Source organism: Nocardioides sp. WG-D5 (assembly GCF_054031175.1).
Genome location: NZ_CM132928.1, coordinates 4,902,708 through 4,928,466, shown reverse-complemented (window position 1 = coordinate 4,928,466; position 25,759 = coordinate 4,902,708). Strand labels below are relative to the sequence as shown.

At 70.0% G+C, this 25,759-nt stretch carries 24 protein-coding genes; 10 read left to right on the top strand and 14 right to left on the bottom strand.

Translation table 11 applies throughout. The features are described 5' to 3' along the window. Position 1: 1 nt before the first annotated feature. The 4 genes from ACWZJV_RS23815 to ACWZJV_RS23800 all read right to left on the bottom strand — a co-directional run bounded on the left by ACWZJV_RS23815 (position 2) and on the right by ACWZJV_RS23800 (position 4,421). A complete protein-coding gene (locus ACWZJV_RS23815; RefSeq protein ID WP_457179098.1) occupies positions 2-847 on the bottom strand; it encodes a GNAT family N-acetyltransferase in 846 nt (281 codons plus the stop codon). An 81-nt stretch (positions 848-928) separates the two neighbouring features. Next, complete coding sequence (locus ACWZJV_RS23810; protein ID WP_457179097.1) at positions 929-1,588, bottom strand: hypothetical protein; 660 nt, start codon at positions 1,586-1,588, stop codon at positions 929-931. 117 nt (positions 1,589-1,705) lie between these two features. Then, positions 1,706-2,485: an SDR family NAD(P)-dependent oxidoreductase gene (locus ACWZJV_RS23805; RefSeq protein ID WP_008363243.1), complete on the bottom strand. Its 780-nt coding sequence runs from the start codon at positions 2,483-2,485 to the stop codon at positions 1,706-1,708. Further along, positions 2,469-4,421 (bottom strand): hypothetical protein, encoded by a 1,953-nt coding sequence (locus tag ACWZJV_RS23800; protein ID WP_457179096.1) that lies wholly within the window; start codon positions 4,419-4,421, stop codon positions 2,469-2,471. Before ACWZJV_RS23800 ends, ACWZJV_RS23805 begins: the two co-directional genes overlap by 17 nt. A gap of 284 nt (positions 4,422-4,705) precedes the next feature. On the opposite strand from ACWZJV_RS23800, the gene ACWZJV_RS23795 reads away from it, so the two are divergent. Next, positions 4,706-4,858 (top strand): hypothetical protein, encoded by a 153-nt coding sequence (locus tag ACWZJV_RS23795; protein ID WP_196874770.1) that lies wholly within the window; start codon positions 4,706-4,708, stop codon positions 4,856-4,858. Next, positions 4,858-5,271 carry a hypothetical protein gene (locus ACWZJV_RS23790; protein ID WP_040757087.1) on the top strand — a complete coding sequence of 138 codons (414 nt, stop codon included), beginning with the start codon at positions 4,858-4,860 and terminating at the stop codon, positions 5,269-5,271. The genes ACWZJV_RS23795 and ACWZJV_RS23790 overlap by 1 nt, the downstream gene beginning before the upstream one ends. A 187-nt stretch (positions 5,272-5,458) precedes the next feature. On the opposite strand, the gene ispG is transcribed toward ACWZJV_RS23790, so the two are convergent. The 5 genes from ispG to ACWZJV_RS23765 all read right to left on the bottom strand — a co-directional run bounded on the left by ispG (position 5,459) and on the right by ACWZJV_RS23765 (position 12,928). Further along, the gene (gene ispG / locus ACWZJV_RS23785; RefSeq protein ID WP_008363250.1) at positions 5,459-6,613 is read right to left on the bottom strand and encodes a flavodoxin-dependent (E)-4-hydroxy-3-methylbut-2-enyl-diphosphate synthase; all 1,155 of its coding nucleotides are present in this window, start codon (positions 6,611-6,613) and stop codon (positions 5,459-5,461) included. 22 nt (positions 6,614-6,635) lie between these two features. Further along, positions 6,636-7,994 (bottom strand): M50 family metallopeptidase, encoded by a 1,359-nt coding sequence (locus ACWZJV_RS23780; protein WP_008363251.1) that lies wholly within the window; start codon positions 7,992-7,994, stop codon positions 6,636-6,638. Then, entirely contained in the window at positions 7,991-9,100 is a 1,110-nt protein-coding gene (gene dxr, locus ACWZJV_RS23775; RefSeq protein WP_457179095.1) for a 1-deoxy-D-xylulose-5-phosphate reductoisomerase, read from the bottom strand. Before dxr ends, ACWZJV_RS23780 begins: the two co-directional genes overlap by 4 nt. Before the next feature lie 205 nt (positions 9,101-9,305). Further along, positions 9,306-11,342 carry an acyltransferase family protein gene (locus tag ACWZJV_RS23770; protein ID WP_457179094.1) on the bottom strand — a complete coding sequence of 679 codons (2,037 nt, stop codon included), beginning with the start codon at positions 11,340-11,342 and terminating at the stop codon, positions 9,306-9,308. 143 nt (positions 11,343-11,485) lie between these two features. Next, positions 11,486-12,928: a gamma-aminobutyraldehyde dehydrogenase gene (locus tag ACWZJV_RS23765; RefSeq protein WP_457179093.1), complete on the bottom strand. Its 1,443-nt coding sequence runs from the start codon at positions 12,926-12,928 to the stop codon at positions 11,486-11,488. Positions 12,929-13,045: 117 nt separating this feature from the next. On the opposite strand from ACWZJV_RS23765, the gene ACWZJV_RS23760 reads away from it, so the two are divergent. Next, positions 13,046-14,434 (top strand): aspartate aminotransferase family protein, encoded by a 1,389-nt coding sequence (locus tag ACWZJV_RS23760; protein WP_457179092.1) that lies wholly within the window; start codon positions 13,046-13,048, stop codon positions 14,432-14,434. A 7-nt stretch (positions 14,435-14,441) separates the two neighbouring features. Here the strand turns inward: ACWZJV_RS23760 and ACWZJV_RS23755 are convergent, their stop codons facing one another. After that, complete coding sequence (locus ACWZJV_RS23755; RefSeq protein ID WP_457179091.1) at positions 14,442-15,851, bottom strand: amidase; 1,410 nt, start codon at positions 15,849-15,851, stop codon at positions 14,442-14,444. A 65-nt stretch (positions 15,852-15,916) separates the two neighbouring features. Between ACWZJV_RS23755 and ACWZJV_RS23750 the strand changes: the two genes are divergently transcribed. Next, positions 15,917-16,561 carry a TetR/AcrR family transcriptional regulator gene (locus tag ACWZJV_RS23750; protein WP_457179090.1) on the top strand — a complete coding sequence of 215 codons (645 nt, stop codon included), beginning with the start codon at positions 15,917-15,919 and terminating at the stop codon, positions 16,559-16,561. Here the strand turns inward: ACWZJV_RS23750 and ACWZJV_RS23745 are convergent. Continuing rightward, on the bottom strand, positions 16,532-17,146 hold the full coding sequence (locus tag ACWZJV_RS23745; protein ID WP_196874777.1) for a hypothetical protein: 615 nt from the start codon (positions 17,144-17,146) through the stop codon (positions 16,532-16,534). The two genes, ACWZJV_RS23750 and ACWZJV_RS23745, sit on opposite strands and share 30 nt — an antisense overlap. A 19-nt stretch (positions 17,147-17,165) precedes the next feature. Between ACWZJV_RS23745 and ACWZJV_RS23740 the strand changes: the two genes are divergently transcribed. Continuing rightward, positions 17,166-17,339 (top strand): hypothetical protein, encoded by a 174-nt coding sequence (locus ACWZJV_RS23740; protein WP_457179089.1) that lies wholly within the window; start codon positions 17,166-17,168, stop codon positions 17,337-17,339. Positions 17,340-17,345: 6 nt separating this feature from the next. Here the strand turns inward: ACWZJV_RS23740 and ACWZJV_RS23735 are convergent, their stop codons facing one another. Beyond that, positions 17,346-18,734, bottom strand: coding sequence for an NAD(P)/FAD-dependent oxidoreductase (locus ACWZJV_RS23735; RefSeq protein ID WP_457179088.1), 1,389 nt, complete (start codon positions 18,732-18,734; stop codon positions 17,346-17,348). A gap of 124 nt (positions 18,735-18,858) precedes the next feature. Between ACWZJV_RS23735 and ACWZJV_RS23730 the strand changes: the two genes are divergently transcribed. The 3 genes from ACWZJV_RS23730 to ACWZJV_RS23720 all read left to right on the top strand — a co-directional run bounded on the left by ACWZJV_RS23730 (position 18,859) and on the right by ACWZJV_RS23720 (position 21,761). Further along, complete coding sequence (locus ACWZJV_RS23730; RefSeq protein WP_008363265.1) at positions 18,859-19,332, top strand: Lrp/AsnC family transcriptional regulator; 474 nt, start codon at positions 18,859-18,861, stop codon at positions 19,330-19,332. After that, positions 19,329-20,708, top strand: coding sequence for an NAD(P)/FAD-dependent oxidoreductase (locus ACWZJV_RS23725; RefSeq protein WP_457179087.1), 1,380 nt, complete (start codon positions 19,329-19,331; stop codon positions 20,706-20,708). Before ACWZJV_RS23730 ends, ACWZJV_RS23725 begins: the two co-directional genes overlap by 4 nt. Before the next feature lie 165 nt (positions 20,709-20,873). Then, entirely contained in the window at positions 20,874-21,761 is an 888-nt protein-coding gene (locus tag ACWZJV_RS23720) for a serine protein kinase RIO (RefSeq protein ID WP_457179086.1), read from the top strand. On the opposite strand, the gene ACWZJV_RS23715 is transcribed toward ACWZJV_RS23720, so the two are convergent. Further along, positions 21,758-22,351, bottom strand: a complete 594-nt coding sequence (locus tag ACWZJV_RS23715) for a TetR/AcrR family transcriptional regulator (protein ID WP_457179085.1) — start codon at positions 22,349-22,351, stop codon at positions 21,758-21,760. The two genes, ACWZJV_RS23720 and ACWZJV_RS23715, sit on opposite strands and share 4 nt — an antisense overlap. 71 nt (positions 22,352-22,422) lie before the next feature. Between ACWZJV_RS23715 and ACWZJV_RS23710 the strand changes: the two genes are divergently transcribed. Further along, positions 22,423-23,301, top strand: coding sequence for an oxidoreductase (locus tag ACWZJV_RS23710; protein WP_457179084.1), 879 nt, complete (start codon positions 22,423-22,425; stop codon positions 23,299-23,301). An 18-nt stretch (positions 23,302-23,319) separates the two neighbouring features. Next, on the top strand, positions 23,320-24,432 hold the full coding sequence (locus tag ACWZJV_RS23705; RefSeq protein ID WP_008363279.1) for an LOG family protein: 1,113 nt from the start codon (positions 23,320-23,322) through the stop codon (positions 24,430-24,432). Here ACWZJV_RS23705 and ACWZJV_RS23700 read toward each other — a convergent pair. Beyond that, positions 24,407-25,567, bottom strand: a complete 1,161-nt coding sequence (locus ACWZJV_RS23700) for a glycosyltransferase family 4 protein (protein ID WP_008363281.1) — start codon at positions 25,565-25,567, stop codon at positions 24,407-24,409. The two genes, ACWZJV_RS23705 and ACWZJV_RS23700, sit on opposite strands and share 26 nt — an antisense overlap. Positions 25,568-25,759: the final 192 nt, after the last annotated feature.

Sequence of the window (25,759 nt, the reverse complement as noted above, 5' to 3'; positions counted from 1 at the left end):
ATCAGAACATGATGGTGGAGAAGCGGGCCGTCTCGAGGAAGCCGGCCCGCTCGTAAGCACGGCGCGCGGGGGCGTTCCACTCGTTGACGTAGAGGGAGATACGAGGGGCGATCTCGCTGCGGACGATGTCGCAGACCGCGGACATCCCGCGGGCAGCGAGACCCTCGCCGCGCCGGTGCGGAGGCACCCAGACGCCCTGGATCTGGGCGGCCTCAGGGGTCGCGCAAGCGACCTCGGCCTTGAAGACGACCTCGCCGTCCTCGATCCGGGCGAACGACCAGCCGCGGGAGATCAGCTGGAGCACCCGGGCCCGGTAGAGGTCGCGGCCGCCGCCGGTCTCGGGCGAGATGCCGACCTCCTCGGTGTACATCGCCACGCACGCCGGATAGAGGACGTCCATGTCGGTGCGGACCGTGCGGCGCACGAACGGGTCGGGCTCGACGAGGCTCTGCAGCTGCTGCTCGAGATGGGGCTGCTCCCACCGCTGGTCGCGCGGAGTGCCCCAGGAATCGCCGATCGATCCCCACAGCGAGCGCACCGCGGGCTGCCGCCCGACGATCGTCGAGACGGTGCGGACCCGGCTGCGAGCGCGCTCGCCGAAGGCCGCGGCGTCGTCCTCGGTGGCCTGGATGGGGACCAGGTTGGCGCCCACGTGACAGGCCGCGACGAGGTCGCCGCCGTCCCAGCGTCCCCAGATCTCGCCGCCCAGCCAGCGGGGCTCGAGGTTGGTGGTGCGCGCGCGGTACTCGGCGAACACGTTCACCACCGGATCCAGGGCGGTCAGCTCCAGGAACGCGCCGAGATCACCCGCATGCAGCGGGCGGATCCCCTGGCGCGTCGTGAGCATGTCTCCGAGCCTAGGGCCAATCTGGTCGTACGTCGCGCCACGGCTCGCTGGCCGGATCAAGAGACCGCGCCGGAGCGACCGCTAAGCAAAGGCGCGTTCGATAGTGTGCATGCGCTCGCGGATGGACTTGAGGCGTACGTCCTGGCCGGCCTCGCCGGTGTCTCCCCAGACCGCACGGCCCACCATCACGCCCCGGGCGCCGAGGGTGCGGACCCGCGGCAGGCGTCCGCTGAAGTCGTCCCAGCCCATCCCGTCCGAGCGCGCGACCCAGGGCGCGTCGCCGATCTCGGCGCGCTCGATGGCCGCGAGGCCCTCGTCGTTGACCTTGAGCTTGAGCACGATGCCGCCGCACCGCGACCGCGCGCCGAGGACGGCCAGGTCGTCGAGGCAGCCCGGCGTCGTGCAGTAGGGCTCGAGGAAGACCCGGTCGTAGCTCGGGAGGCGGTCCAGGATGGCCAGCGCCATCGACGCGCACTCGGCCCGGTGATCGTCGAACCCGACCTTCACCGCGTCCGTCGACCTCTCCGGGACGACGAGGTCATCGACGGCTTCGATGTCCGGGAGCCCGGCGCAGGCGAGCTCGCGGCGTACGTCGCCGTGCCCCTGCGTGGGGCGCACGACGATGCCCCAGCCGGGGGTGTGGGCCACCAGATCGAGGAGCTCGGACCTGATGTCGGAGGAGTCCGAGGTGCGGAACAGCGCATCGTCCGCGTGATCGATGGCAAGCCAGAAATTGGTCACTGTTGTCGCCAGTCTGAGAAGGGAAGAAGAAGACGTGTGGAGGCGCTAGGCGAAGCCTAAGCAGTGCGAGCGCGCATCAGCGGCATCTCGGGTAAATTGCGGATTTCGGGTCGCGCCTCAGTACTCGCCGCCGTCGGCGACGATGCACTGGCCGTTGATCGCGCTCGCGCCGTCGGAGGCGAGGAAGACACACACCTTCGCGACCGCGTCGGCGGTGACGAACCGGTGTCCGGGGATGCGCGCGGCCCGGTAGGAGATGTACTGGTCGACGGTCACGCCCTCCTTGCGGGCGTGCTTGACGAACACCTGCCGGGAGGACTCGCTCCACATCGGCCCGGGGGCGACGACGTTGGCGCGGACGATGCCCTCCTCCTCCTGCGCGATCGCCTGGGCGAGCCCGGTGAGGGCGTGCTTGGAGACCCCGTAGGCGGCCCGTCGTGACGGCGTACGGATCCCGAAGACGGAGCTGACCAGGACGACCGCACCGGACCGGGCGGCCCGCAGCTTCGGGAGCGCGAGCGAGGCCGTGCGCCAGACCGAGGTCAGGTTGAGGTCGAGGGTGAGCTGCCACTCGTCGCGGTCGATCTCGGCGACCGTGTCGGGGCTGGGGTTGATGCCGGAGCAGTTGATGAGGCCGGACAGCGTGTCGAACCCGGCGAGCGTCTCGGCCAGGGCGTTCACGCCGTCGTCGCTGGTCAGGTCGCCCTCCACCCGCGCGACGGCGCCGGTCTCGTCGGCCAGGTAGGCCAGCTCGGTGGTGCGGCTGTAGGCGTGCAGGATGACCGGTGTGCCCTCCGCGGTGAGTCGGCGCGCGACCGCGCTGCCGAGGTCGCCGGTGGCGCCGAGGACGAGCACGGGAGGCCGTGGCGGGGTGCCTGACTCAGACGCTGTGCTCATGGCGCTCCTTGATCCGGTGGATCGCCGACCGGACCACGTCCTGATGGGCGGGCGGCAGACCAGTGAGACCTTCGAGATGGCTCAGGCAAGTGATATCACCCATTTGCCCGAGCCGGTACGCGGTAATCGGAATCGCCGGCGCCAGGACCGGGTGGTGGAGCCGACGGACCAGGGCCGCGGTGATGTCGGTGCCCCAGCCGAGCACGTCGCGCTCGCGGGCGACGGCTCCGGGATCCTCCTCCCGCTCCAGGATCTCGAGGTAGCCGTCGACCGGCACCCGGCCGCGCAGGATCAGCTGGAACATCGCCGCCTTGCGCAGGAACAGCGACCGGAACGCCTCCAGGACGAACTCCAGCTCGTCCCAGTAGCGCTCCGGCGCCTGGTCGAGAAGGTCGCCGTAGTCCTCGCGCTCCTCGGTCAGGTAGAGGCAGATCAGCCGGTCCATCCAGGACAGGCTCTCGCGTACGCTCAGCCGGGCCACGGCATCGAGGTCGCCGGGCTGGAACCCGGCCTTGAGGAACGTCATCACCAGCGGGCCCATGTGCATGTCGGCGAACCGGGCGCCGTCGAGCGCCATGCCGTGCCCGTCGCGCAGCCGGTCGCGGATGCCCTCGGCGACGAAGTACTGGTAGAAGGTCTCGTGGGCGAACTCCGCCGACTCCACCGAGTCCTTGGTCCGTCCGGTCACCCCGAAGACCTCGGAGTGGTCGAGCAGGTCGGCGATCCACTCGTACGTCAGGAAGTCCCGTTGCCGGGTGATGTCGAGGTCGCGCTGCAGGTTGGCGAAGAGCCACTCCGAGACGCGCGGGACCGGGATCAGGTCCTGCTCCTGCGAGTCCGGCTCGTCCATCCCGGTGAACAGGTCCCAGGCGATGTCGCGGTAGGTCTGGAACCGCACCCGGCTGGGGATGCGTGAGCTCTTCCGGTCCCACGGCTGCCCGCAGACGTGCTTGAGGTGGACGGTGTAGCCGTCCCACTGCGTCCGAGGAGCGGGAGCGCCCTCCTCGATGGAGGCGTAGAGCTGCTTGAGGACCATCGGAGTCGCGGGGAAGAATCCTCCCCCGCGCTCCATCTCCGCGGCCAGGTTGCGCAGCTTCTCGTCACCGCCGCGCTCCTCGCTGAGGGCTCGCACCTCGACCGGGGAGATCGGCTCGACGCGTACGACCACGGCCGACTCGACGCCGAGGTCCTCCAGCCGGGCCGGGCTGCGCAGCTGCTCGGCGAGCTCGTCGCGCTCGGTCTGCAGGTTGCGCTTGCTGATCACGACGAACCTGCCACCGCGGCCGAACGCGGAGCGCAGCTCGCTCAGGTCGGGCCGGGTCACGCCGTGCTCCTCGGCGCTGGAGGAGATCAGGTCGAAGTCGTCGATGACGATCGGCGAGCGGTCCTCGCCGACCAGGTCCCCGTAGTCGACCGCGCCGTCGCGCAGGCTGATGTAGCGCACCTGCTCCTGCGAGGCGGTCCAGTCCCTGATCTCGATCGTCTTGCCCGAGCCCGAGGGACCGGTGAGGAAGAAGAGGTTGGACTCGGTGTTCTGGAGCCAGCGGCCCAGCGCCTCGATGAGCGGGATCGTGGGCTGCTCGGTCGTCAGCCCGCTCAGCGCCGCCACCCGGGCTCGCGGGAAGGTCAGCCGGGAGCTGGCGGCCGACACCGTCATCGGGGCCGCGGGTGCCGTGACCGCCGGGGTCAGCACCGGACCGGGCGGTGCGGCACCCTCGTCACGCCAGGAGTACGCCTTCCACCACTTCGCCTGCCAGATGCCGGTGTTCTTCCGGATCCACTCCCCGCGATGGGTCGGGTCGAGGGTGCGGGGCACCGCGCCGCCGACGACGCGGATGAGCTCGTCGAGCGGCATCAGCTTCGAGCCGGACGTACGTCGGTAGAAGGTGCTCCGGGCCATCGCCACACCGGCGCCGCCATCAGCTTTTCCGGTCACCTGCCGGACCCAGGCGCGCAATTCGCTGTTGAACTGCTCTGGTGAGAGAGATTCGTCGGCCATTACCCCTCGCCCAGTCGCCCGCATTCGCGGTTGCGAGTATCCCGCAGGTGTCCCAATTCTGTCCCAGAAACGTCCCAACTCACCAGGGACTGTCCTCACATCGTCCCCACTCCCGCCCGCCCTCTGGCGAGACACCTGTGGCCTCCGCCACCGTGGAGATGTCCCCAGAGGGACAGCGCCGGCCCCACCTACGGGCCCCACCGCTGAAGGAGATGATGACCATGAGGAACCACAAGTTCAGCATCGCCACCTTCGCCGTCACGCTTCTTGTCGTGTTCGGCTTCAACCAGCTGCTCAGCGCCGAGCCGCCCACGTGCCAGGCAGCCGCCGGCACCTCGTCCGTGTCCGTCGTCCTCACGGAAGGAGCGCTGTGATGACCAGCAACTTCCTACGCCTCGGCGATACCGTCCGGGCCCACGGCGGCGTACGTTCCGGAAAGCGCGGTGTCGTCGTCGCCACCGCCGCGGGCCGCACCAAGGTCCGCTTCAACGGCACCAGCGGCACCCGCTGGGTACGCAGCAGCAACCTGAGGTCCACCGGCAGCGGCTCGCTGTCCTGGATCCTTCCGGTCAAGGCCGCACTCGTCCTGTTCCTGGTCGTGCCGGGTCTCCGGTTCGTCGTCGTCCACCTGTGGACCCACGGCGGGCTCGACGGCTTCGCCACGGCCCTCGGGAACCAGATGGGCCAGGCCGCGCTCGCCTGGGGCCACCTGATCACCACGGACCCGCTCGGAGCCCTGCTCCACCTCGGGTTCCTCGGCGTCGTCTCCAGGCTGATGCACTGGTGAGACGACACAGACCTTCGAGGCGCACGCAGGGGGACGCCTCGGAGCACAAGAAGAAGCCCGGTCCGAGACTCGGACCGGGCTTTCCTGCGTTCTGTGTCAGCTGCTGACTGGGTCTCGACCCGCGGTTGCGGCTTCGCAAGCTCAGCCGCACGCTCGCTCGACCTCCTCGCGTTTGCCCTTCGCAAGCTCAGGGCAAGGCTCGGACCTGCGCGCCGGCGCCCTCGACGGGCTCCATGCCCTCGGCGATCTTCATCGCCTCCTCGATCAGGGTCTCGACGATGGCGGCCTCGGGGACGGTCTTGATGACCTCGCCCTTGACGAAGATCTGGCCCTTGCCGTTGCCGGAGGCGACACCGAGGTCGGCCTCGCGGGCCTCGCCGGGGCCGTTGACGACGCAGCCCATGACGGCGACGCGCAGCGGGACCTCGAGGCCGTCGAGGCCGGCGGTGACCGCGTCGGCGAGCTTGTAGACGTCGACCTGAGCGCGGCCGCAGCTCGGGCAGGAGACGATCTCGAGGCGGCGCGGGCGGAGGTTCAGCGACTCCAGGATCTGCAGGCCGACCTTGACCTCCTCCACCGGCGGGGCGGAGAGCGAGACCCGGATGGTGTCGCCGATGCCCTTGGACAGCAGCGACCCGAAGGCGACCGACGACTTGATCGTGCCCTGGAAGGCCGGGCCGGCCTCGGTGACACCGAGGTGGAGCGGCCAGTCGCCGGACTCGGCGAGCAGCTCGTAGGCGCGGACCATCACGACCGGGTCGTTGTGCTTGACCGAGATCTTGAAGTCGTGGAAGCCGTGCTCCTCGAACAGGGAGGCCTCCCAGATCGCCGACTCGACCAGCGCTTCGGGGGTGGCCTTGCCGTACTTCTCCAGCAGCCGCTTGTCGAGCGAGCCGGCGTTGACGCCGATCCGGATGCTCGTGCCGTGGTCCTTCGCGGCGGCGGCGATCTCCTTGACCTGGTCGTCGAACTTGCGGATGTTGCCCGGGTTGACCCGAACGGCCGCGCAGCCGGCCTCGATGGCGGCGAAGACGTACTTCGGCTGGAAGTGGATGTCGGCGATCACCGGGATCTGCGACTTCTTCGCGATCGCCGGCAGCGCGTCGGCGTCGTCCTGGCTCGGGCACGCGACCCGGACGATGTCGCAGCCCGACGCGGTCAGCTCCGCGATCTGCTGCAGGGTCGAGTTGACGTCGGAGGTGAGCGTGGTCGTCATCGACTGCACGGAGATGGGGCTCTCGCTGCCGACGCCCACCGAGCCGACCTTGATCTGGCGGGTCTTGCGGCGGGGAGCGAGCACCGGAGCAGGCGCTTCCGGCATACCGAGGGGGATGGACGTCATGTCTACCAATCTTACGTGCGGGTCAGGCCTGGAGATGAAGCGGGACGACGAGGTCGGCGACGATCAGGACAACACCCATCACCAGCAGCGCCGAGGCCACGACGTACGCCACCGGCAGCAGCTTCGCCGGGTCGGCATGTCCCGGGTCGGGACGTCGGAAGACCTTGGCGAAGGCGCGGCGGATGCCTTCCCACAGCGCCGTCGCGATGTGACCGCCGTCGAGCGGCAGGAGCGGGACGAAGTTGAAGATGCCGATGAAGAGGTTGAACCCACCGACCAGGAACGCGAAGCTGGAGACCTTCTCGGCGACGTCGAGACCCTCGTGGGCCGCGATCTCACCGGCGATGCGGCCACCGCCGACGATGCTGACCGGGCTGTCGGCCGAGCGCTCCTCGATACCGACGATCGCGAGCGCGACGTGCCAGACCTTGACCGGCAGGCGCAGCAGCGAGTGGACGGCGTTCTCGGCCATCGCGCCCATCTCCTTCAGCGCGTAGACCGGCCCCTCCTTGGTCGTCACGATGTGCGACTCGGGAGACATCCCGAAGAAGCCGACCTTCGCGGTCTCCGGGTCGGCGCTGGTGTCGTCGACGTCCTTGATCCGCTCCTGGACGACGGTCTGGGTGTGCAGCGTCATCTGCTTCCCGTCGCGCTCGATGACGATGGTGGCCGCGTCGTCCATGTTGTCGCGGATCAGCTTCTGGGCGACCGACCACGAGGTCAGCTCGGTGCCGTTGAACGAGATCAGCTCGTCGCCGGGCTTCAGGCCGGCGTCGGCGGCCGGGGTCGGCTTGTCGCCGGCGCGGCACTCGCGGCCCTGGTCCTCCCAGCTCAGCAGGCACTCCTGCAGGCTGGAGACGACCGGATGGCCCTCGTTGACGACGGGCTCACGGACGCCGTAGATGCCGAAGACGCCCCACAGCACGAAGAACGCGATCGCGATGTTCACCGACGGCCCACCGGCCATCACGATGACCTTCTTCCACCACGACATCTTGTAGAAGAGCCGCGGCTCGTCCTCGGGACGGATCAGCTCCCACTCGGCCGAGCGGGCGTCGCTGATCAGCTGGGTGAACATGCCGGTGTTGGACTTGCGCACCCGCAGCGCGCCGTCCTCGGTGCGCTCCCCCAGCTGCTCGGCGCCGGGCGGCAGCATGCCGACAATCTTGACGTAGCCACCGAGCGGGATCGCCTTGAGACCGTACTCCGTCTCGCCGATCTGCTTGGACCACACCGTCGGCCCGAAGCCGATGAAGTATTGGGTCACTTTCCCGCCGAACGCCTTCGCCGGGATCATGTGGCCGAGCTCGTGCAGGCCGATCGAGGCCAGGATCGCGACGATGAAGCCGATCACGGCCAGCGTGTAGAGCAGATAGCTCATGAACGGTTCTCCAGCATCCGAGTGGCCTCCTCGCGCGCCCAGGCGTCGGCGGCGAGCACATCCTCGATCGAGAGGCTGCTTTCAGAGCGTACGCCGCCGTGGGCTGCCAACACCTCCGCAATCGTGTCCACGATGCCGGTGAACGGGATCCGGCCCTCGTGGAACGCGTCCACGCAGACCTCGTTGGCGGCGTTGTAGACGGCGGGGTGGGTGCCGCCGCGGGTGCCGGCCTCACGGGCCAGCCGCACCGCAGGAAAAGCGGAGTCGTCGAGCGGCTCGAACCGCCAGTCGGAGGCCTTGGTCCAGTCGATCGGCGTCTCGGCGTCGGGCACCCGCTCGGGCCAGGCCATCCCCATCGAGATGGGCACCAGCATCGTCGGCAGCCCGAGCTGGGCGACCACGGCACCGTCGGTGAACTCGACCATCGAGTGGATGTACTGCTGCGGGTGGACGACGACCTCGATCCGGTCGAAGGGTACGTCGAAGAGCAGGTGTGCCTCGATGACCTCGAGTCCCTTGTTGACCAGGGTGGCGGAGTTGGTCGTGATCACCCGCCCCATCGCGAAGTTGGGGTGCTTGAGCGCCTGCGCCGGGGTGACCTGGGCGAGCTCGTCGCGCGAACGGCCGCGGAACGGGCCGCCGGAGGCGGTCAGCACCAGCTTGCGCACCTCGTTCGCGGAGCCCGCGCGCAGCGACTGGGCGATCGCGGAGTGCTCGGAGTCGACCGGGACGATCTGCCCCTCGCGCGCGACGCGCTTGACCAGCGGCCCGCCGATGATCAGCGACTCCTTGTTGGCCAGGGCGAGCGTGTTGCCGGCCTCGAGCGCGGCCAGCGTCGGGCGGAGACCGACGGCGCCGGTGATCCCGTTGAGCACCACGTCGGCTGGCTGGGCGGCGGCCTCGACCGAGGCCTCCTCCCCCAGCCCGGAGAACTTGGGCGCGAACTCGGCCACCTGGGCCTCGAACAGCTCCTTGTTGGACCCGCCCGCGGTCAGGCCGACGACTCGGAACCGGTCCGGGTTGGCCCGCACCAGGTCGAGCGCCTGGGTGCCGATGGACCCGGTCGAGCCGAGGATCACCACGTCGCGTGGTCGCTGATCGTTCACTCGCTCATTCTCCCAGCAGAGGCTGAGAGGGCGCCAAGCGGCCGGGGCTGCGGCCCGGAAAACTTCACGGGAAATAGCAACAGCCCCGGACTCCCCCACGGGTCCAGGGCTGTGCATGAAACGTTTTGCAACGTCTGGCCACAATTAAGCCACAAAGATGCACGCGAAGGCAAATCCTGAAACCGGCGTCCCAGTTAAATCTGCGTCAGATCAACGGCTCGAGGATGACACCGAGCCTCGGCGTCACGTGACGGACCCACGACTCGGTCAGGTGCGAGTCGTCGTAGTAGGTGACCTTCTCCCCCACGACCAGCGGGCAGCGGTCCTCGGCGCACACGAAGCGCTGGGTGTCGACGTACGCCGCCCGGGTGCCCTTCAGAGCCGCCTCGGTGAGCTCGTTGCTGCTGGTCTCGCGCGAGTCCCGGTCGCTGAGGCAGGACAGCTGGTCCGCCTCGGGAGCGCTGAGGCAGTCGGCCGGGTTGTGGTCGACGGAGGGCACGTCGCCGAGGACGACCACCTTGCGGGAGATCTCCCGGTAGGCCTGTACCGTGCTGCGTACGGCCTGCGACCACTGCTCGTCGCGGCTCATCCCGTCGTAGGTCTTGGGCATGAAGAGCTGGCCGCGGGCCGTGGAGACGATCGCGTCGGGGTCGAGGCGCTCGAGGAGGTCCGCGGACCACTCGCGGAAGTCGTCGCACTCGGCCTGAGTCATCTTCTTGCCGCGGTGCTGGACCGGGTAGGGGGCGCAGCCGACCTTCACGACCGGCACGACCCGGAAGCCGTTCTCGTTGCCGAGGTCGTCGAAGGCGGTCAGCCACATCCCGGCGTGGGAGTCGCCGACGACCGCGACGGTCTTCTTCGCGTCGGTGTCACCGAGGGTGCAGTCGGCACCGCGGGTGTCGCCGTAGTTGGCGTAGCAGTCGCCGTAGGTCTTCTGCCACCGGTCCTCGGTGATGTCCTCGCCGAGCACGGCCGGCGGGATCGGACCGCCGCGGTCGGCGATGTCGAGAGCGGCGCGGAGCTCGCGCTGCACCTGCGGCGGGCCGCCGGTCTCCGCGGCGGTGTCCGGGACCTCGTTGGCCGCGAACCACGCCTGCGCCTGCGCTGCGCGCTCCTTCTCCGCGTACGCCGCGTAGCCGGTCGTCAGCCAGCCGCTGCCGACCGCGAGCACGAGCGCGACCGGCCACAGGACCAGCGAGCGCAGTCCGTGGGAGAGCATCGGCACCCGCTTGTGCTGGAACGGCAGCTCGACGAAGCGGTGGCTCAGCGCGGAGAGCAGCAGCGCGGCGGCGACCGAGACCGTCATCTCGAGGGCGGCGTTGCCGAGCCGGAGGAGCTCGGGGCCGAGCACGACGAGCGGCCAGTGCCACAGGTAGAGCGAGTAGGAGATGTCGCCGACGTAGCGCAGCGGGCGCACGGCGAGCAGCCTCGCCGTCGGGGCGTTCGCGCCGGAGGCCAGCAGCGCGACCGTGCCGAGCGTGGGCACCAGCGCCTGCCAGCCGGGGAACGGGGTGGCCTCGCTGAACACGACGGTCGAGACGACGATCGCCGCGGCTCCACCGAGCCCGGCAGCGACGCTCGCGGCACCCTTGAGCCGGCCGCCCCAGCAGGCCAGCAGCGCGCCCGCGGCGAGCTCGTAGGCGCGGGCGGGCGTGGAGAAGTAGGCGGCGGTGGGGTTCTCGCCGGTCGCGTACACCGACCATGCGAGGCTCGCGACGGCGATCACCGCGGCGACGACCGTGAAGCCCTTGCGGCCGAGCCTGGGGATGAGCAGGAGCGCCAGCACCGGCCAGACCAGGTAGAACTGCTCCTCCACCGAGAGCGACCAGTAGTGCTGGAAGGGCGAGGGCTCGCTGGGCTGGAAGTACTGCACCCCCTCGGCGGCGAAGTGCACGTTGGCCAGGAAGAACGCCGCCCAGGTGCCGTCGGCGGCGGCGTCGGTGAGTCGGGTCGTGGGGAGCTGCCAGGAGGCGTACGCCAGGACGACCAGGATCACGAGGGTGGCCGCCGGCAGGATGCGACGGGCACGGCGCGCGTAGAACTGCGGGATGCTGACGGTGCCGCTCTCGCCGGCCTCACGCAGCAGCAGCGTGGTGATCAGGAAGCCGGAGAGGACGAAGAAGACGTCGACACCGACGAAGCCGCCCTCGGTGTGCGGAATGCCTGCGTGGGCAGCGACGACCAGACCTACGGCAATGGCCCGGAGACCTTGGACATCTGTCCGCCATTGCTTGGCTGACATGTGGGGTGCACCTCGTATGGGGGTTCGACTGCTTCCATTGCTGGCACCGGGTCGCGGAGGTACGCGAAACGGCGCTCGATGCTTTCACGGACCCCTCCGGCCCGCACATCGAGGGTCGCACACTCACATGTTTGTCTAGTGGATTACTCGCCGATGAACGACATCACGTGCTTGATCCGGGTGTAGTCCTCGAACCCGTAGACCGAGAGGTCCTTGCCGTAGCCGGAGTGCTTGAAGCCGCCGTGGGGCATCTCGGAGATGTAGGGGATGTGGGTGTTGATCCACACGACACCGAAGTCGAGGCGCTTGCTGACCCGCATCGCGGTGCCATGGTCCTTGGTCCACACGCTCGAGCCGAGGCCGTAGTCGACGTCGTTGGCACACCGGAGCGCCTCGGCCTCGTCGGCGAACCGCTGCACGGTGATCACCGGGCCGAAGATCTCGTTCTGGATCTGCTCGTCGTCCTGGCGCAGGCCGGCCAGGACCGTGGGCTGGTAGAAGTAGCCGTTCTCGCCACCCTCCACCCGGGCCGGCGCTCCCCCGGCCGCGATCGTGGCATGGTCCGGGAGCCGGTCGACCATGCCCTTGACGCGGGCGAGCTGGCCGGGGTTGTTGAGCGCACCGACGTCGGTGTTGTCCGCGGGGAGGCCGACGGTGGTGCTGCGGGCCGCCTCGGCCAGGGCGGCGACGAACTCGTCGTGGATGCCGGCCTGCACCAGCACCCGGGTCGCCGCGGTGCAGTCCTGGCCGGCGTTGAAGTAGCCCGCCGCGGCGATGCCCGCGACCGCCTTCTCGATGTCGGCGTCGTCGAAGACGATCACCGGCGCCTTGCCACCGAGCTCGAGGTGGACGCGCTTGACGTCGGCCGCGGCGCTCGCGGCGACCTCCATGCCGGCTCGCACCGAGCCGGTGATGGCCACCATCTGCGGCGTCCGGTGGCGGATCAGCGCGCGGCCGGTGTCCCGGTCGCCGGTGACCAGGTTGAGCACCCCGGGTGGCAGGAACTCCTGGGCCAGCTCGGCCAGCAGGGACGAGCTGGCCGGAGTGGTGTCGGAGGGCTTGAGCACGACGGTGTTGCCGGCGGCGAGCGCGGGCGCGATCTTCCACGACATCATCGCGAGCGGGTAGTTCCAGGGCGTGACCTGCCCGATCACGCCGATCGGCTCGCGGCGGATCCAGGAGGTGTGGTCCGGCAGGTACTCACCGGCGCTCTTCCCCTCCAGGGTCCGCGCGGCGCCCGCGAAGAAGCGGAAGTGGTCGATCGTCGGGGGCAGCTCCTCCTCCAAGGTCAGCTGGTAGGGCTTGCCGGTGTCCTTGACCTCCACCGCGGTCAGCTCCTCGGCCCGTGCCTCCATCGCGTCGGCGATCCGGAGCAGCGCCAGGCTGCGCTCCTGGGGCGTGGTCTCGCCCCAGGTCTCGAAGGCCGATGCGGCGGCTGCGTACGCCTTGTCGACGTCGGCCTCCCCTGACATCGGAGCCTGGGCGTAGACCTCACCGGTGGCGGGGTCGACGACGTCGTACGTCGCGGCGTCGGCGGCATCGCACAGCTCGCCGCCGATCACGTTCCTGAAGGTCTGGTCTGCCATGCGATAGAGACTAACTCCTTCCTGTAACAGGGATGTCACAACTGAATCCGCAGTGAAATTCGCACTTTGAAACTGATTCGCTTGCGAAAGCGAGATGCAGTGGGTGACCATGGAGTCATGACCGGCAACCACGAGCAGCTGCAGCGCGACGCCAAGGACCACCTCTGGATGCACTTCACGCGGCATTCGAGCTACGCCGAGGCAGACGTGCCGATCATCGCCAGGGGCGAGGGCGCCTACATCTACGACATCGAGGGCAACCGCTACCTCGACGGTCTGGCCGGGCTCTTCGTCACCCAGGTCGGCCACGGGCGCGCCGAGCTCGCCGACGCCGGCGCGGCGCAGGCCAAGCAGCTGGCCTTCCACCCGCTGTGGTCCTACGCGCACGAGCCGGCCATCGAGCTGGCCGCGCGGCTGGCCTCGCTGGCTCCCGGTGACCTGAACCGGGTCTTCTTCACCAACTCCGGCTCCGAGGCCGTCGAGACGGCGTGGAAGCTCGCCAAGAACTACTTCAAGCTGCGCGGCAAGCCGGGCAAGCACAAGGTGATCGGGCGCAACATCGCCTACCACGGCACCACCCACGGGGCGCTGTCGATCACCGGCCTCGCCGACATCAAGGCGCCGTTCGAGCCGCTGGTCCCCTCGACCTTCCGGGTGCCGAACACCAACATCTACCGCGCCTTCGAGATCACCGGCGGGCTGATGGACGGGAGCGACCCGGAGGCGTTCGGCCGCTGGTGCGCCGACCAGATCGACTTCGCGATCCGCGCCGAGGGCCCCGACACCGTCGCCGCGGTCTTCCTCGAGCCCGTGCAGAACTCGGGCGGCTGCTTCCCCCCTCCCCCGGGCTACTTCCAGCGGGTGCGGGAGATCTGCGACGAGCACGACGTGCTCCTCGTCTCCGACGAGGTCATCTGCGCCTACGGGCGGCTCGGCACGATGTTCGGCGCGGAGCGGTTCGGCTACGTGCCCGACATGATCACCTCGGCCAAGGGGCTGACCTCGGGCTACGCGCCGCTCGGCGCCACCATCATCTCCGACAGGCTGATGGCTCCCTTCCTCGAGGGCGAGGAGACCTTCTACCACGGCTACACCTTCGGCGGTCACCCCGTCTCCACCGCGGTGGCGCTGGCCAACCTCGACCTCTTCGAGGCCGAGGACCTGCTCGGCAACGTACGTCGCAACGAGGCCGCCTTCCGCACCACCCTGGAGAAGCTGAAGGACCTGCCGGTCGTCGGCGACGTACGCGGCACCGGCTACTTCTACGGCATCGAGCTGGTCAAGGACCGCACGACCAAGGAGACCTTCACCGAGGAGGAGTGCGAGCGGATCCTCTACGGGTACGTCTCCAAGGCGCTGTGGTCCGAGGGCCTCTACTGCCGCGCCGACGACCGCGGGGAGCCCGTCATCCAGCTCTCGCCGCCCCTCACCGTGGGCCAGGCCGAGTTCGACGAGATGGAGCAGATCCTGCGTCGGGTGCTGGAGAAGGCCTCGACGATGCTCTGACCCGGGGTCAGCCCTGGATCCGTGGCCACGGCGACTGCTCCTCGAGCGCATAGCCGAGCTCGAGGAGCGTCCGCTCGTCCCCGTACGCCGCGGAGAGCTGCACCCCGATCGGCAGCCCCTCCTCGCTGAGCCCCATCGGCAGCGAGATCGCCGGTGCGCCGGTGATGTTCTGCAGCGGCGTGAACGCGACGTGGCGCCGCAGCCGGTCGACGAGCTCCTCGAACGGCACGTTCGGGGAGAGGTGGCCCAACGGCGGGGTGACTCCGGCGACGACCGGGCAGAGCACCACGTCGTGGTGGTCGAAGACGGCCGCGTAGGCCACCGCGGCCCGCCGCAGGCGGTGCAGCGCAGCCGGCGTACGGCGCCAGCCACCGGAGGTGAAGGCGCGCCGCAGACCGTCGGTGAGGCCGTCGAGCCGGGCGGTGTCGAGGGTCCGGTCGATGGTCAGGCGACCCAGGTTGCCGGCGAGGAACGCGAGCAGGCCCCAGTACTCGAGGAAGTCGTCGCCGAAGCGTGCGTCGACGGGGATCGGGACCGGCTCGACGGTGTGGCCCTGCTCCTCGAGCAGGGTCGCGGTCCGTTCCACGGCCGCCTTCGTCGGGGTGTCCACGACGGCGTCGGTCACCGACTCCATGATCATCGCGACCCGCAGCCGCCGTCGCGCGGGGCCCTCGACCAGCCCGAGCGGCGGCAGCGCCGGGTTGCGCCAGTGCCGCTCGAGCGCGGCATGGAAGGTCGCGGTGTCCCGGACGGTGCGTGTCAGCACGCCCTCGCTGACCATGTTGATCGGCAGGGTCCGGGCCATCTCGCCGTCGATGTGCCGGCCGCGGCTGGGCTTGAGCCCGACCAGCCCGGCGGCCGCGGCGGGGATCCGGATGGACCCGCCGCCGTCGTTGGCGTGCGCGATCGGCACGGCTCCGGCGGCGACCATGGCCGCCGCGCCTCCGGAGGACGCCCCGACGGAGTGCTCGGTGTTCCACGGGTTGGGTGTCGGCGGCCCGCTGCGGAACTCCGTGGTCGCGTTGAGCCCGAACTCCGGCATCCGGCTCTTGCCCAGCACCGTCATGCCCGTGCTGAGGAACTGCGCCGTGTAGCGCCCGTCGCGGGTGGCCGGGCGCGCCCGGAACGCCTCCGAGCCGTGGTTGGTCGGCATCCCGAGCAGATCGGTGTTGTCCTTGAGCAGGGTCGGCACGCCGTAGAGCAGGCCGGTGCCGGCATTCGCGCGACGGGGCGCGTCGTAGGCCTCGTACGCCATCGCGTGCAGCGCCGGAGCCACCTGCTGGAGCCTGGCGACCGCCGCGGCCTCGACCTCGGCCGCGGCCAGCTCCCCCGACCGGATGAGGCGGGCGAGCTCGACGGCGTCGTGGTCGCCGAGGGCGTCGTCGGTGAAGGCGTGTACGCGGGTCGGTGCGGTCATGCCGACAGCGTGCTGGATCCGCCTCGAAAAGTCTAGAAGATCTTCCAGACTTTATGCTGGCTCCCATGAAGCGACGGCACGGCGACAGCGCCAGGCAGCGACGCGACGCCCTCGTCCGCGCCACGATCGAGGTGGCCGCGGAGAAGGGCATGGCCGGGGTCACCCACCGCGCGGTCACCGAGCGGGCCGGGCTGCCGCTGGCGACCGTCGGCTACTTCTTCGACTCCATCTCCGACCTGGCCGCCGAGGCGCTGCGCACCGGCGTGGCCGAGGACGTCGCCCGGCTGCGTACGCTCGCCGACGAGCTCGCCGCGACCTCGCCCGGCACCGATGCCATGGCCGAGGCTTTCGCGGCGGCGCTGATGTCGCCGCCGACCGACGCGCTCGCGTTCCTGGAGGGACTCCTCCACGCCGCCCGCGACCCCGAGTTCCGCCCGGTCGTGGCCGAGATGCTCACCGCCGGCCGCGACGTCGCCGCCCGCGCGGCGACCGTCGCCGGAGCGACCCGGACCGACCCGGCCTCCGTGCTCGCCCTGGTGCACGGCTATCTGCTGCACGCGCTCGCGGCCCCCGACCTGGTCGACCCCGACGCCCTCCTGCGTGGGCTGCGTGCCCTCGTCATCGGGACCCTGGTCGAGAGCGGCGAGATCGATGTCGCCCTGCGGCTCGCCGGCCGTGGGTCAGCCGACGACGCGTACCTCGCTCCCTAGGACCGCGCCGTCCTGCAGGGTCAGGTGGTCACCGGACCAGAAGCGGCCGGGGTCGTAGTAGTTGGTGGGGCGCTCGTCGTCGAGCAGTCCCATCTCCTGGTAGGTGGCCGCGACGACCTCGGCGCAGTAGACCTGCTCGATCCCGGCCTTCGAGCGGACCCTCCCCCGGACCCAGCGCCCGGCCAGGTTCACCGTCGAGGGGAACGGGGTGCCGTCGAGGCGAGCGATCGTGCGGAGCAGGGCATCCTCGCGTGTGCGGTCGATGTCGGCGGTGAGCTGGCGCAGCCAGACCTGCTGCTCGTAGCGGCCGGCCCACTGCTCGACCGCGGCGCGCAGGTCATGGAGCTGTACACCGCGGTGATGGGTGCCGGTGTAGAGGTCGAGCAGCCCCTTGCCGAGCTCGGCGTGCCACATCAGCGGCGGCAGGTCGTCGAGCACGACCGCCATCCCGACGTGGTTGACCGGGGCGTTGCTGAGCATCCGGATGGCCCGGTCGGCAACCGACCGGCCGCGGAAGAGCCACAGATCGCCGGTCCGGGTCTGGTCCACGGCGTCTTCGAGGGAGATAGTGGTGTCGTCAGACATCTCGAGCAGGGGGTCCTCAATGGGTTGGGGCAGTGCACGCGTGTGGAAGATCGTCGGTCTCGCCGGTCTGGCCGGGGTCACCGCGACAGGCGTCATCATCGCGCGCAACCACCGCCAGCGTACGCAGCGCACGCCGGAGGAGATCCACGCCAAGCTCCGCGAGCGGATCGCGGCGGCGCAGGACGCGGCCTGAGCCGGTTCAGGAGTCGAAGCCGAGCCCGAGCCGGTCCATCGTCCGCAGGAACAGGTCGCGACGGCCGCCCTCGGCGTCAGCCTTGCCGAGCGAGCGGACCATCATCGAGATACCGGCGTACCGGGCGGGCTCGGGCGGGAACGGCAGCGGTTTGGAGCGCACCATCTCCAGCGACGTACGTTCCGTCTGCTCGCCGCTGAGCAGGTCGAGCATCACCTGGGCGCCGAAGCGGGTGGCCCCGACGCCGAGACCGGTATAGCCGAGCGCGTAGGCGACGCGGCCGGCGTACGCCTTCCCGAAGAACGCCGAGAAACGGGTGCAGGTGTCGATGACACCGGCCCAGCGGTGGGTGAAGCGCAACCCCTCGAGCTGCGGGAACGTCTCGAAGAAGTGGCTCGCGAGCTTCTCGTGGGTCGCGCCCGTCTCCAGCTCCGGCGAGATCTTCGAGCCGAAGTGGTAGACCGCGTCGTAGCCGCCCCACAGGATCCGGTTGTCCCTGGTCAGGCGGTAGTAGTGGAAGTGGTTGGCGGAGTCGCTGACCCCTTGCCGGTTGGCCCAGCCGATGGCGTCCATCTGCGCCGGTGAGAGCGGCTCGGTCATGAGTACGTAGTCGTAGACCGGCACCGTCATCATCTTCAGTCGGCGCAGCAGCGGCGGGAAGGCGTTGGTGGCCAGAGCCACCCGCCCGGCCCGCACCGAGCCGGTGAGAGTCGACACCCGCATCCCGGCCCCGTCGCGACCGAGCCCGGTGACCGCCGAGCCCTCGTGGATCACGACACCCGCATCGAGGCACGCCTGCCGCAGTCCCCAGGCCAACCGCGCGGGCTCGACGGTGGCGGTGTCGCCGAGCACCTCCAGCCCGCCGAGGTAGGTCGGCGAGTCGAGCTCGGCCCGCGTCCCCGCCTGGTCCAGCAGCCGGTGCTTGACGCCGTGCTCGGTCAGCGCGGCCGACCACTCGGCCAGGTCGTCGACCTCGTGCGGCCTGGTCGCGACGTTCAACGCCCCGGTGAGCCGCCAGTCGCAGTCGATGCCGTGCTCCTGGATGGTGGCCGCCATCTCGTCGAGGTTCTGCTGGCCGAGCCGGTCCAGGGTCTCGAGCTCGTCGGGCCAGCGCTCCAGGCCGTTCCAGAACCCGTGGGTCAAGGACGCCTCCGCGAAGCCGCCGTTCCGTCCCGATGCCTGGTCGCCGCAGCGGCCGGCCTCGAGCACGATCACCGACCACGACGGAAAACGCTCCCGGGCCAGCAGCGCCGTCCACAGCCCCGAGTAACCGCCTCCGACGACCACCAAGTCGGCCGACTCCACCCCGAGCAGCGGCGGCAGCGGGGCAGGTCTCGCGGGGTCGTCGAGCCAGTAGACGGCAGGCTTCGCATCGGTCAGCGACACATGGTTCACGAGGCTCACTATGACAACTCACGAGGGCTTCAGCCACACAGAATGTACGGAATCATGGAAATTGTTCGTTACACACGACGGATTTCGTTGCATCTGGCGACGACAAACGGGTTGACTGGGCGCCATGACCACTCGCAAGCGCAACGGGGGCGCTCACCTCGACGAGGTCAACAAGCTGATCATCGAGCAGCTCCAGCAGGACGGCCGGCGCAGCTACGCCGCCATCGGCAAGGAGGTCGGCCTCAGCGAGGCCGCGGTGCGCCAGCGCGTGCAGCGCCTCGTCGACAGCGGCGTCATGCAGGTCGTCGCGGTCACCGACCCGCTCGAGCTCGGCTTCGCGCGGCAGGCCATGATCGGCGTACGCACCTCCGGACCCATCGAGGGCATCGCCGACGAGCTCGGCAAGCTCGACGAGGTCGACTACATCGTCATCACCGCCGGCTCCTACGACCTCCTCGTCGAGGTCGTGGCCGAGAGCGACGAGGCGCTCCTCAACCTCGTCTCCAGCAAGATCCGCGCCATCGAGGGCGTGGTGAGCACCGAGACGTTCATGTACCTCCACCTGCACAAGCAGACCTACGCCTGGGGCGTCCGGTGAGTGACTACTCCGGCATCAGCCTGTGGCACGAGACCGCGGGCGACTCCTGGGAGCCGCGTCCCGCGCTGATGGGCGACCTCGAGGTCGATGTCGCGATCGTCGGCGCCGGCTACACCGGCCTGTGGACGGCCTACTACCTGTCCGAGGCCAGGCCCGATCTGACGATCGCGATCCTCGAGGCCGAGGTCGCCGGTTTCGGGGCATCCGGCCGCAACGGCGGCTGGTGCTCGGCCCTCTTCCCCGCCTCCCTCGACAAGGTGGCGGCGGGCTCGAGCCGGAAGGCCGCACTCGCCCAGGACCGGGCGATGCGGGAGACCGTCGACGAGGTGGTCCGGGTCGCGGCGGCCGAAGGCATCGAGGCCGACATCGCCAAGGGCGGCACGGTCGTTGTCGCCCGTACCCCCGCCCAGCTCGAGCGCGCCCGACACGAGGTCGAGCACGCCCGGTCCTGGGGACTGGGCGAAGCGGAGCTCTCCCTGCTCGACCAGGCTGCCGCCGAGAAGCGCCTCGCCGCGACCGGCACCCTCGGCGCCACCTATACCCCCGACTGCGCCGCGATCCACCCGGCCAAGCTCGTCCGCGGCCTGGCCCGCGCCGTCGAGGCCCGCGGGGTCACGATCTACGAGCAGACCCGGGTCACCTCGATCGAGCCGCACGTCGTGCGGACCGAACGTGACGTGGTCAGCGCCGACGTCGTCGTACGCGCCACCGAGGGCTACACCCCGACGCTGGCCGGTCTCGAGCGCGAGGTCATCCCGGTGCGCTCCCTCATCATCGCCACCGAGCCGCTCACCGACCTGGTCTGGGCGAGCATCGGGCTGGAGGAACGCGAGACGTTCTCCGACGGCCGCCACTTGCTGATCTACGGGCAGCGCACCGCCGACGACCGGCTCGTCTTCGGCGGGCGCGGCGCTCCGTACTCCTTCGGGTCGAAGATCACCCACGCGGACTCCGCCGACCTGCGCACCCACCGTCGCCTGCAGGAGACCCTGGTGGAGCTGTTCCCGGCCGTACGCGGCCACAGGATCACCCACCGATGGGGCGGCGTCCTCGGCATCCCGCGCGACTGGCACGCCTCGGTCGGCTACGACCCGGCCAGCGGGATCGCTCACGCCGGCGGCTACGTCGGTGACGGCGTCGCGACCACCAACCTCGCCGGTCGTACGCTGCGGGACCTGATCGTCGGCACCGACTCCGACCTCACCGCCCTCCCCTGGGTCGGCCACGTCTCCCCACGCTGGGAGCCGGAGCCGCTGCGGTGGCTCGGCGTCAACGCCGGGCTGCGCGCCATGACCGTCGCCGACGTGGAGGAGACCGCGACCGGAAAGGGCTCGCTGGTCGCCCGGGCCGTCGCGCCGCTCGTCGGCGGTCACTGACTCTGGCCGAATAAACCTGTTGCGTACGCCGGTCGCGGTCCTCCACCATGGACCGCGACCGGCGTTCTCGTCCACGAGGCGCACTGATCGAGAGGAGCAGACCGATGGCTGTCGTTGTCCTGTGCCTGCCCACAGACCACATCTCTCGTATCAGGAGCACCCGAAGTGACTCAGGAGAACATCTCCGCTGATCCCGCCGTATCCGACTCTCTGGCAGGGATCGACCCCCATTTCGTCTTCGACTTCCAGGCCTACGACGACCTCGAGGACGGACAGCGCTGGTCCACCTGGCTCTCCGTGGAGCCGCTCTCCCGTGGACCGGAGCCGCGCCCGGACTGGGTGGTGACCTCTCAGGGCGCCATCGACACCGAGCTCGGCATTCTCAAGACCGGCAAGGAGGCCGACGCCTTCCTGATCGTGCGGGCGGACCCGCTCTATCCGGAGCAGGAGGCGCTGATGGTCGCCAAGCGCTACCGCGACACCGACCACCGCACCTTCCACCGGGCCGCGAGCTACACCGAGGGCCGTTCGGTCAAGCGCTCCCGCGACGAGCGCGCGCTGAAGAAGAACTCCACCTTCGGCCGCGAGGTCGCCAAGGCCGAGTGGGCCAACGCCGAGTGGAACGCGCTCGTACGCTGCTGGAACCTCGGCCTCCCGGTCCCCTATCCGGTGCAGATCGACGGGACCGAGATCCTGATGGAGTGGATCGCGGTCGACGACGGCAACGGGGAACTGGAGACGGCGCCGCGTCTCGCCCAGACCCGCCCGGAGCACCACGTCCTGGAGATGTGGTGGGACGGTCTCGTCGAGGCGCTGGCCACGATGGTGCAGGCGGGGCTGGTCCACGGTGACCTCTCGCCCTACAACATCCTGGCCCAGCAGGACCGGCTGGTGATCATCGACCTACCCCAGATCATCGACCTGGTCGGCAACCCGCTCGGTTTCGACTTCCTGCTGCGCGACATCACCAACGTCGCGAAGTGGTTCCAGGCCCGGGGCCTGGAGGTCGACGAGCAGGAGGTCTACGCCGACCTGATGGCCCACGCCTTCTAACGGGCCAGTCCGCGCATCAGGGTCTCGACGACGTCGCGCACCATCTCCTGCGACTGCTCGGGGGGCACGAAGCCGGACCCGACAAAGGTGGCCAGACCCTGGAGCGCGGCCAGGACGGTGACCCCGATGACCTCGGGGTCACCGTCGACGACCTCACCACGGGCCTGGGCTTCGGTGAGCAGGGCGGTGGGCCGGGCGAAGGCGGCGGCGATCGCCTCGGCGATCTCGGCGCCGGCGGTCTCGGTGTGCTTGCGCGCGAACATCACCGAGAGCAGCGCCGGGTTGTCGGTGGCGAAATCGAGATAGGCCGAGGCGAACGCCACCAGGTCGTCGGTCAGCGAGCCACGAACCGCCAGAGCGGCGTCCATCACCTCGGCCAGCCGCCGGAACCCGGCGACCGCGAGCGCGTCGAAGAGCGCGTTCTTGTCGCGGAAGTGAGCACTCGGCGCGGCATGGCTCACGCCCAGATCGCGGGCGATGCCGCGTAGCGAGAGCGCGTCGGTGCCCGACTCGCGCAGCACCTCCTCGGCGCGGCGGAGCACCGCGGCGCGCAGGTCGCCGTGGTGGTAGCGGGTCATCGTCTCGGTCATCAGGCACACCTTATCGAGATTTCACCAGTCTAGACGTTGTCAAGATTCTTGTCATCGCCTAGATTGGAATCATGACCGAACAGAAGTGGACTTCCGCACGGCTGCCGTCCTTCGACGGCCGCACCGTGATCGTCACCGGCGCAACCAGCGGCCTGGGCCGCGTCGTCGCCACCGAGCTGGGCGCGAAGGGCGCCAGGGTCGTCCTGGCTGTACGCAACGTCGCCGCCGGCGAGGAGGTGGCCGCCACGATCGGTGGCGGCGCCGAGGTGCGCTCGCTCGACCTGGCTGACCTGGGCTCGGTGCGGCGCTTCGCCGAGGAGTGGGAGGGCGAGATCGACGTACTCATCAACAACGCCGGGATCATGATGGTGCCGAAGCGGCTCACGACCGACGGCTACGAGAGCCAGTTCGCGACCAACCACCTGGGGCACTTCGCGCTCACCAACCTGCTGCTCCCCCACCTCACCGACCGCGTCGTGACCGTCGCCTCCTCGGCCCACCGCTGGGGTGGCTTCGACCTCGACGACCTCAACTGGGAGCGGCGCGACTACCAGCCGGAGAGGGCCTACGGGCAGTCGAAGATCTCCAACCTGCTCTTCACCCTCGAGCTGCAGCGACGCCTGGAAGGCACCGGACTCCGAGCGTACGCCGCACACCCGGGCTACTCCGCGACCAACCTGCAGAGCCACACCGGCAACCCCGTCAAGCACGCCCTCATGGCGCTCGGCAACCGGGTCGTCGCCCAGTCCGCGGAGGCCGGCGCGCTCCCCACCCTGTACGCGGCCAGCCAGGACCTTCCGCCGGCAAGCTACGTCGGGCCCGACGGGCTCGGCGAGTATCGCGGCAGCCCGACCCTCGTCGGTCGCACCGCGGTGGCCTCCGACCCCGACCTCGCCCGCAAGCTGTGGACCGAGTCCGAGAAGCTCACCGGAGTCTCCTGGCCACTGTGAGTCGGTAGATTTCTCGGTATGAAGCATCACCGGGGACGGCACGTCGACATCGAGTCGGTCGCGGAGCTCGATGGGCACCTGGCGGCCGGCGCGGGCAGCCTGAAGGGATGGCGGCTGCGGGCGCTGGACCTGACCTCGCGCTCCGGCACGCTGCGTGAGACCGAGCTCGCGGGGGCGACGTTCCTCGGATGCACCTTCGCACCCGGGGACGTCGACTATGCCGAGGACGAGGGCGCGCTGGTGATGCCGGTGATCCCGGAGGCACCGGTGGACGTCTACCGCTCCCGGCTCTACACCCCCGAGGAGCTCTACGACGACCCGGTCTACGCGCGGAGCCTGGACGCGAAGGCGTACGCCTGGCTGCAGCAGCCGCTCGACGCCGACGACGAGCTCGCGATCACCCTCCACGACCACGCGATCGACGCCGCGCTCGAGGCGTGGGTGCGCGCTCGGCGGGACGAAGGGACGCGGATCGTCGGCATGATGGGCGGGCACGCGCTGCAGCGCGGCGAGGAGGGCTACGCGACCGCCGCTCGCCTGGCCCAGCACCTGGCGAGCCGCCACGTGGTCGCCACCGGCGGCGGCCCTGGGGCCATGGAGGCCGCCAATCTCGGCGCCTTCCTCGCCGGGGCACCGAAGACGGCCCTGGAGGACGCGCTCGAGTCTCTCGCCGCAGTGCCGTCGTTCCGGCCCTCGATCGGGGCGTGGGCACAGGTGGCCCTCGGCGTACGCAACCGGGTCGAGGGCAGGCCCGCGCGGTCGCTGGGGATCCCGACGTGGCACTACGGCCACGAGCCGCCCAACGTGTTCGCCGGCGCGATCGCGAAGTACTTCCGCAACGCCACCCGGGAGGCGGTGCTCCTGGAGGTCTGCGACGGCGGGATCGTCTTCCTGCCGGGCGCCGGCGGCACGGTTCAGGAGGTCTTCCAGGACGCGTGCGAGAACTATTACGCCGACACCAGCGCGGTCGCTCCGATGGTGCTGGTCGGACGACGCTACTGGACCGAGGAGTTGCCGGTCTGGCCGCTCCTGCAGGCACTCGCGCGTGGCCGGGCGATGGAACACCACGTCCACCTCGTCGACACCGCCGAGGAGGTCCTCGAGGTCATCGCAGCTGGCGTGACCGGATGACGTCGCGGTAGTGGTCGACCAGGGCCGCATTGACCGCACCCCAGGACTTGTGCGCGACGCTCTTGCGGGCCTCGCGTCCCATCCGCAGCCGCAGCTGCGGGTCGTTGTGGAGCAGCGCGACCTGGGAGCCGAGGTCGTCGCGGCTGCCGGGCTCGTAGAAGAACCCGGTCACGCCCTCGGCGACCAGGTCCAGCGGCCCGCCGGAGCGCGGCGCCACCACCGGGACCCCGGAGGCGAGCGCCTCCTGGACCGCCTGGCAGAAGGTCTCGTGGGAGCCGGTGTGCACGAACACGTCGAGCGAGGCGTACGCAGCCCCCAGCTCCTCCCCCTGCAGCACGCCCAGGAAGGTCGCCTTCGGGAGCAGCTGGCGCAGCTCACGCTCCTGAGGACCACCGCCTACGAGCACGACCCTGTACGCCGGGTTATGCGCCAGCGCGGTCAGCAGGTGCAGCTCCTTCTCCTGGGCCAGGCGGCCGACGTACCCGACGATCGTCTCGCCGTTGGGCGCGAGCTGGGCGCGCAGGTCGTGGTCGACGCGGCTGGGGTGGAACAGCTCGACGTCGACGCCGCGCGGCCACAGGCCGGTGCGCTGGACGCCGAGGCCCTCGAGCTGGGTGAGGGCCGAGGAGCTGGGCGCCAGGGTGCGGTCGGCGGCCGAGTGCGCCTGCCGGGTGAGCATCGCAGCCGCCTGCGGGCCACCGACGGCCTTGTACTTGTCCCAGAAGCCCACCAGGTCGGTCTGGTAGATCGCCACGCTCGGGATGCCGAGCTCCTTCGCCACCAGCACCGCCTGCCGCCCGAGCAGCGCGGGCGAGGCGACGTGGACGACGTCGGGGGCGAACCGGCGCATCACCGCGCGCAGCTTGCGCCGCGTCTCGAGGCCGACGCGGAAGTCCTTGTAAACCCAGAACGTCGCGCCCCGGGTGCGGGTCACCGGGAACCCGGCGTACTCGGTCGGCCCGGTGGGGGCCACGACCTCGACGGTGTGACCGTCGACCGCGAGATGCTCCAGGACGCGGCGTACGGAGTTCGTCACCCCGTTGACCTGCGGCAGGAACGACTCCGTGACGATGAGGACACGGAGCGGCTCCGAGTTGGCGGCGACCATCGGGACCCGATCGAGGCTGATGCTCATGTTTCTGATCGTGAGCGTCCTCCGGCAACGTGATCCCCGACTTGGTTGACGGGTCGGTGAACCTACCGTGGCCAGAACTCCGTGCCGGACGACAGATAGTCCGCCCGGTGTCATCAGCGGAAACGTTGCGTGACTCTCAGAGATCCGTCACCGCACCACCGCTGGGTTGCCGCCGGCCCGCTCGTCTTGCCA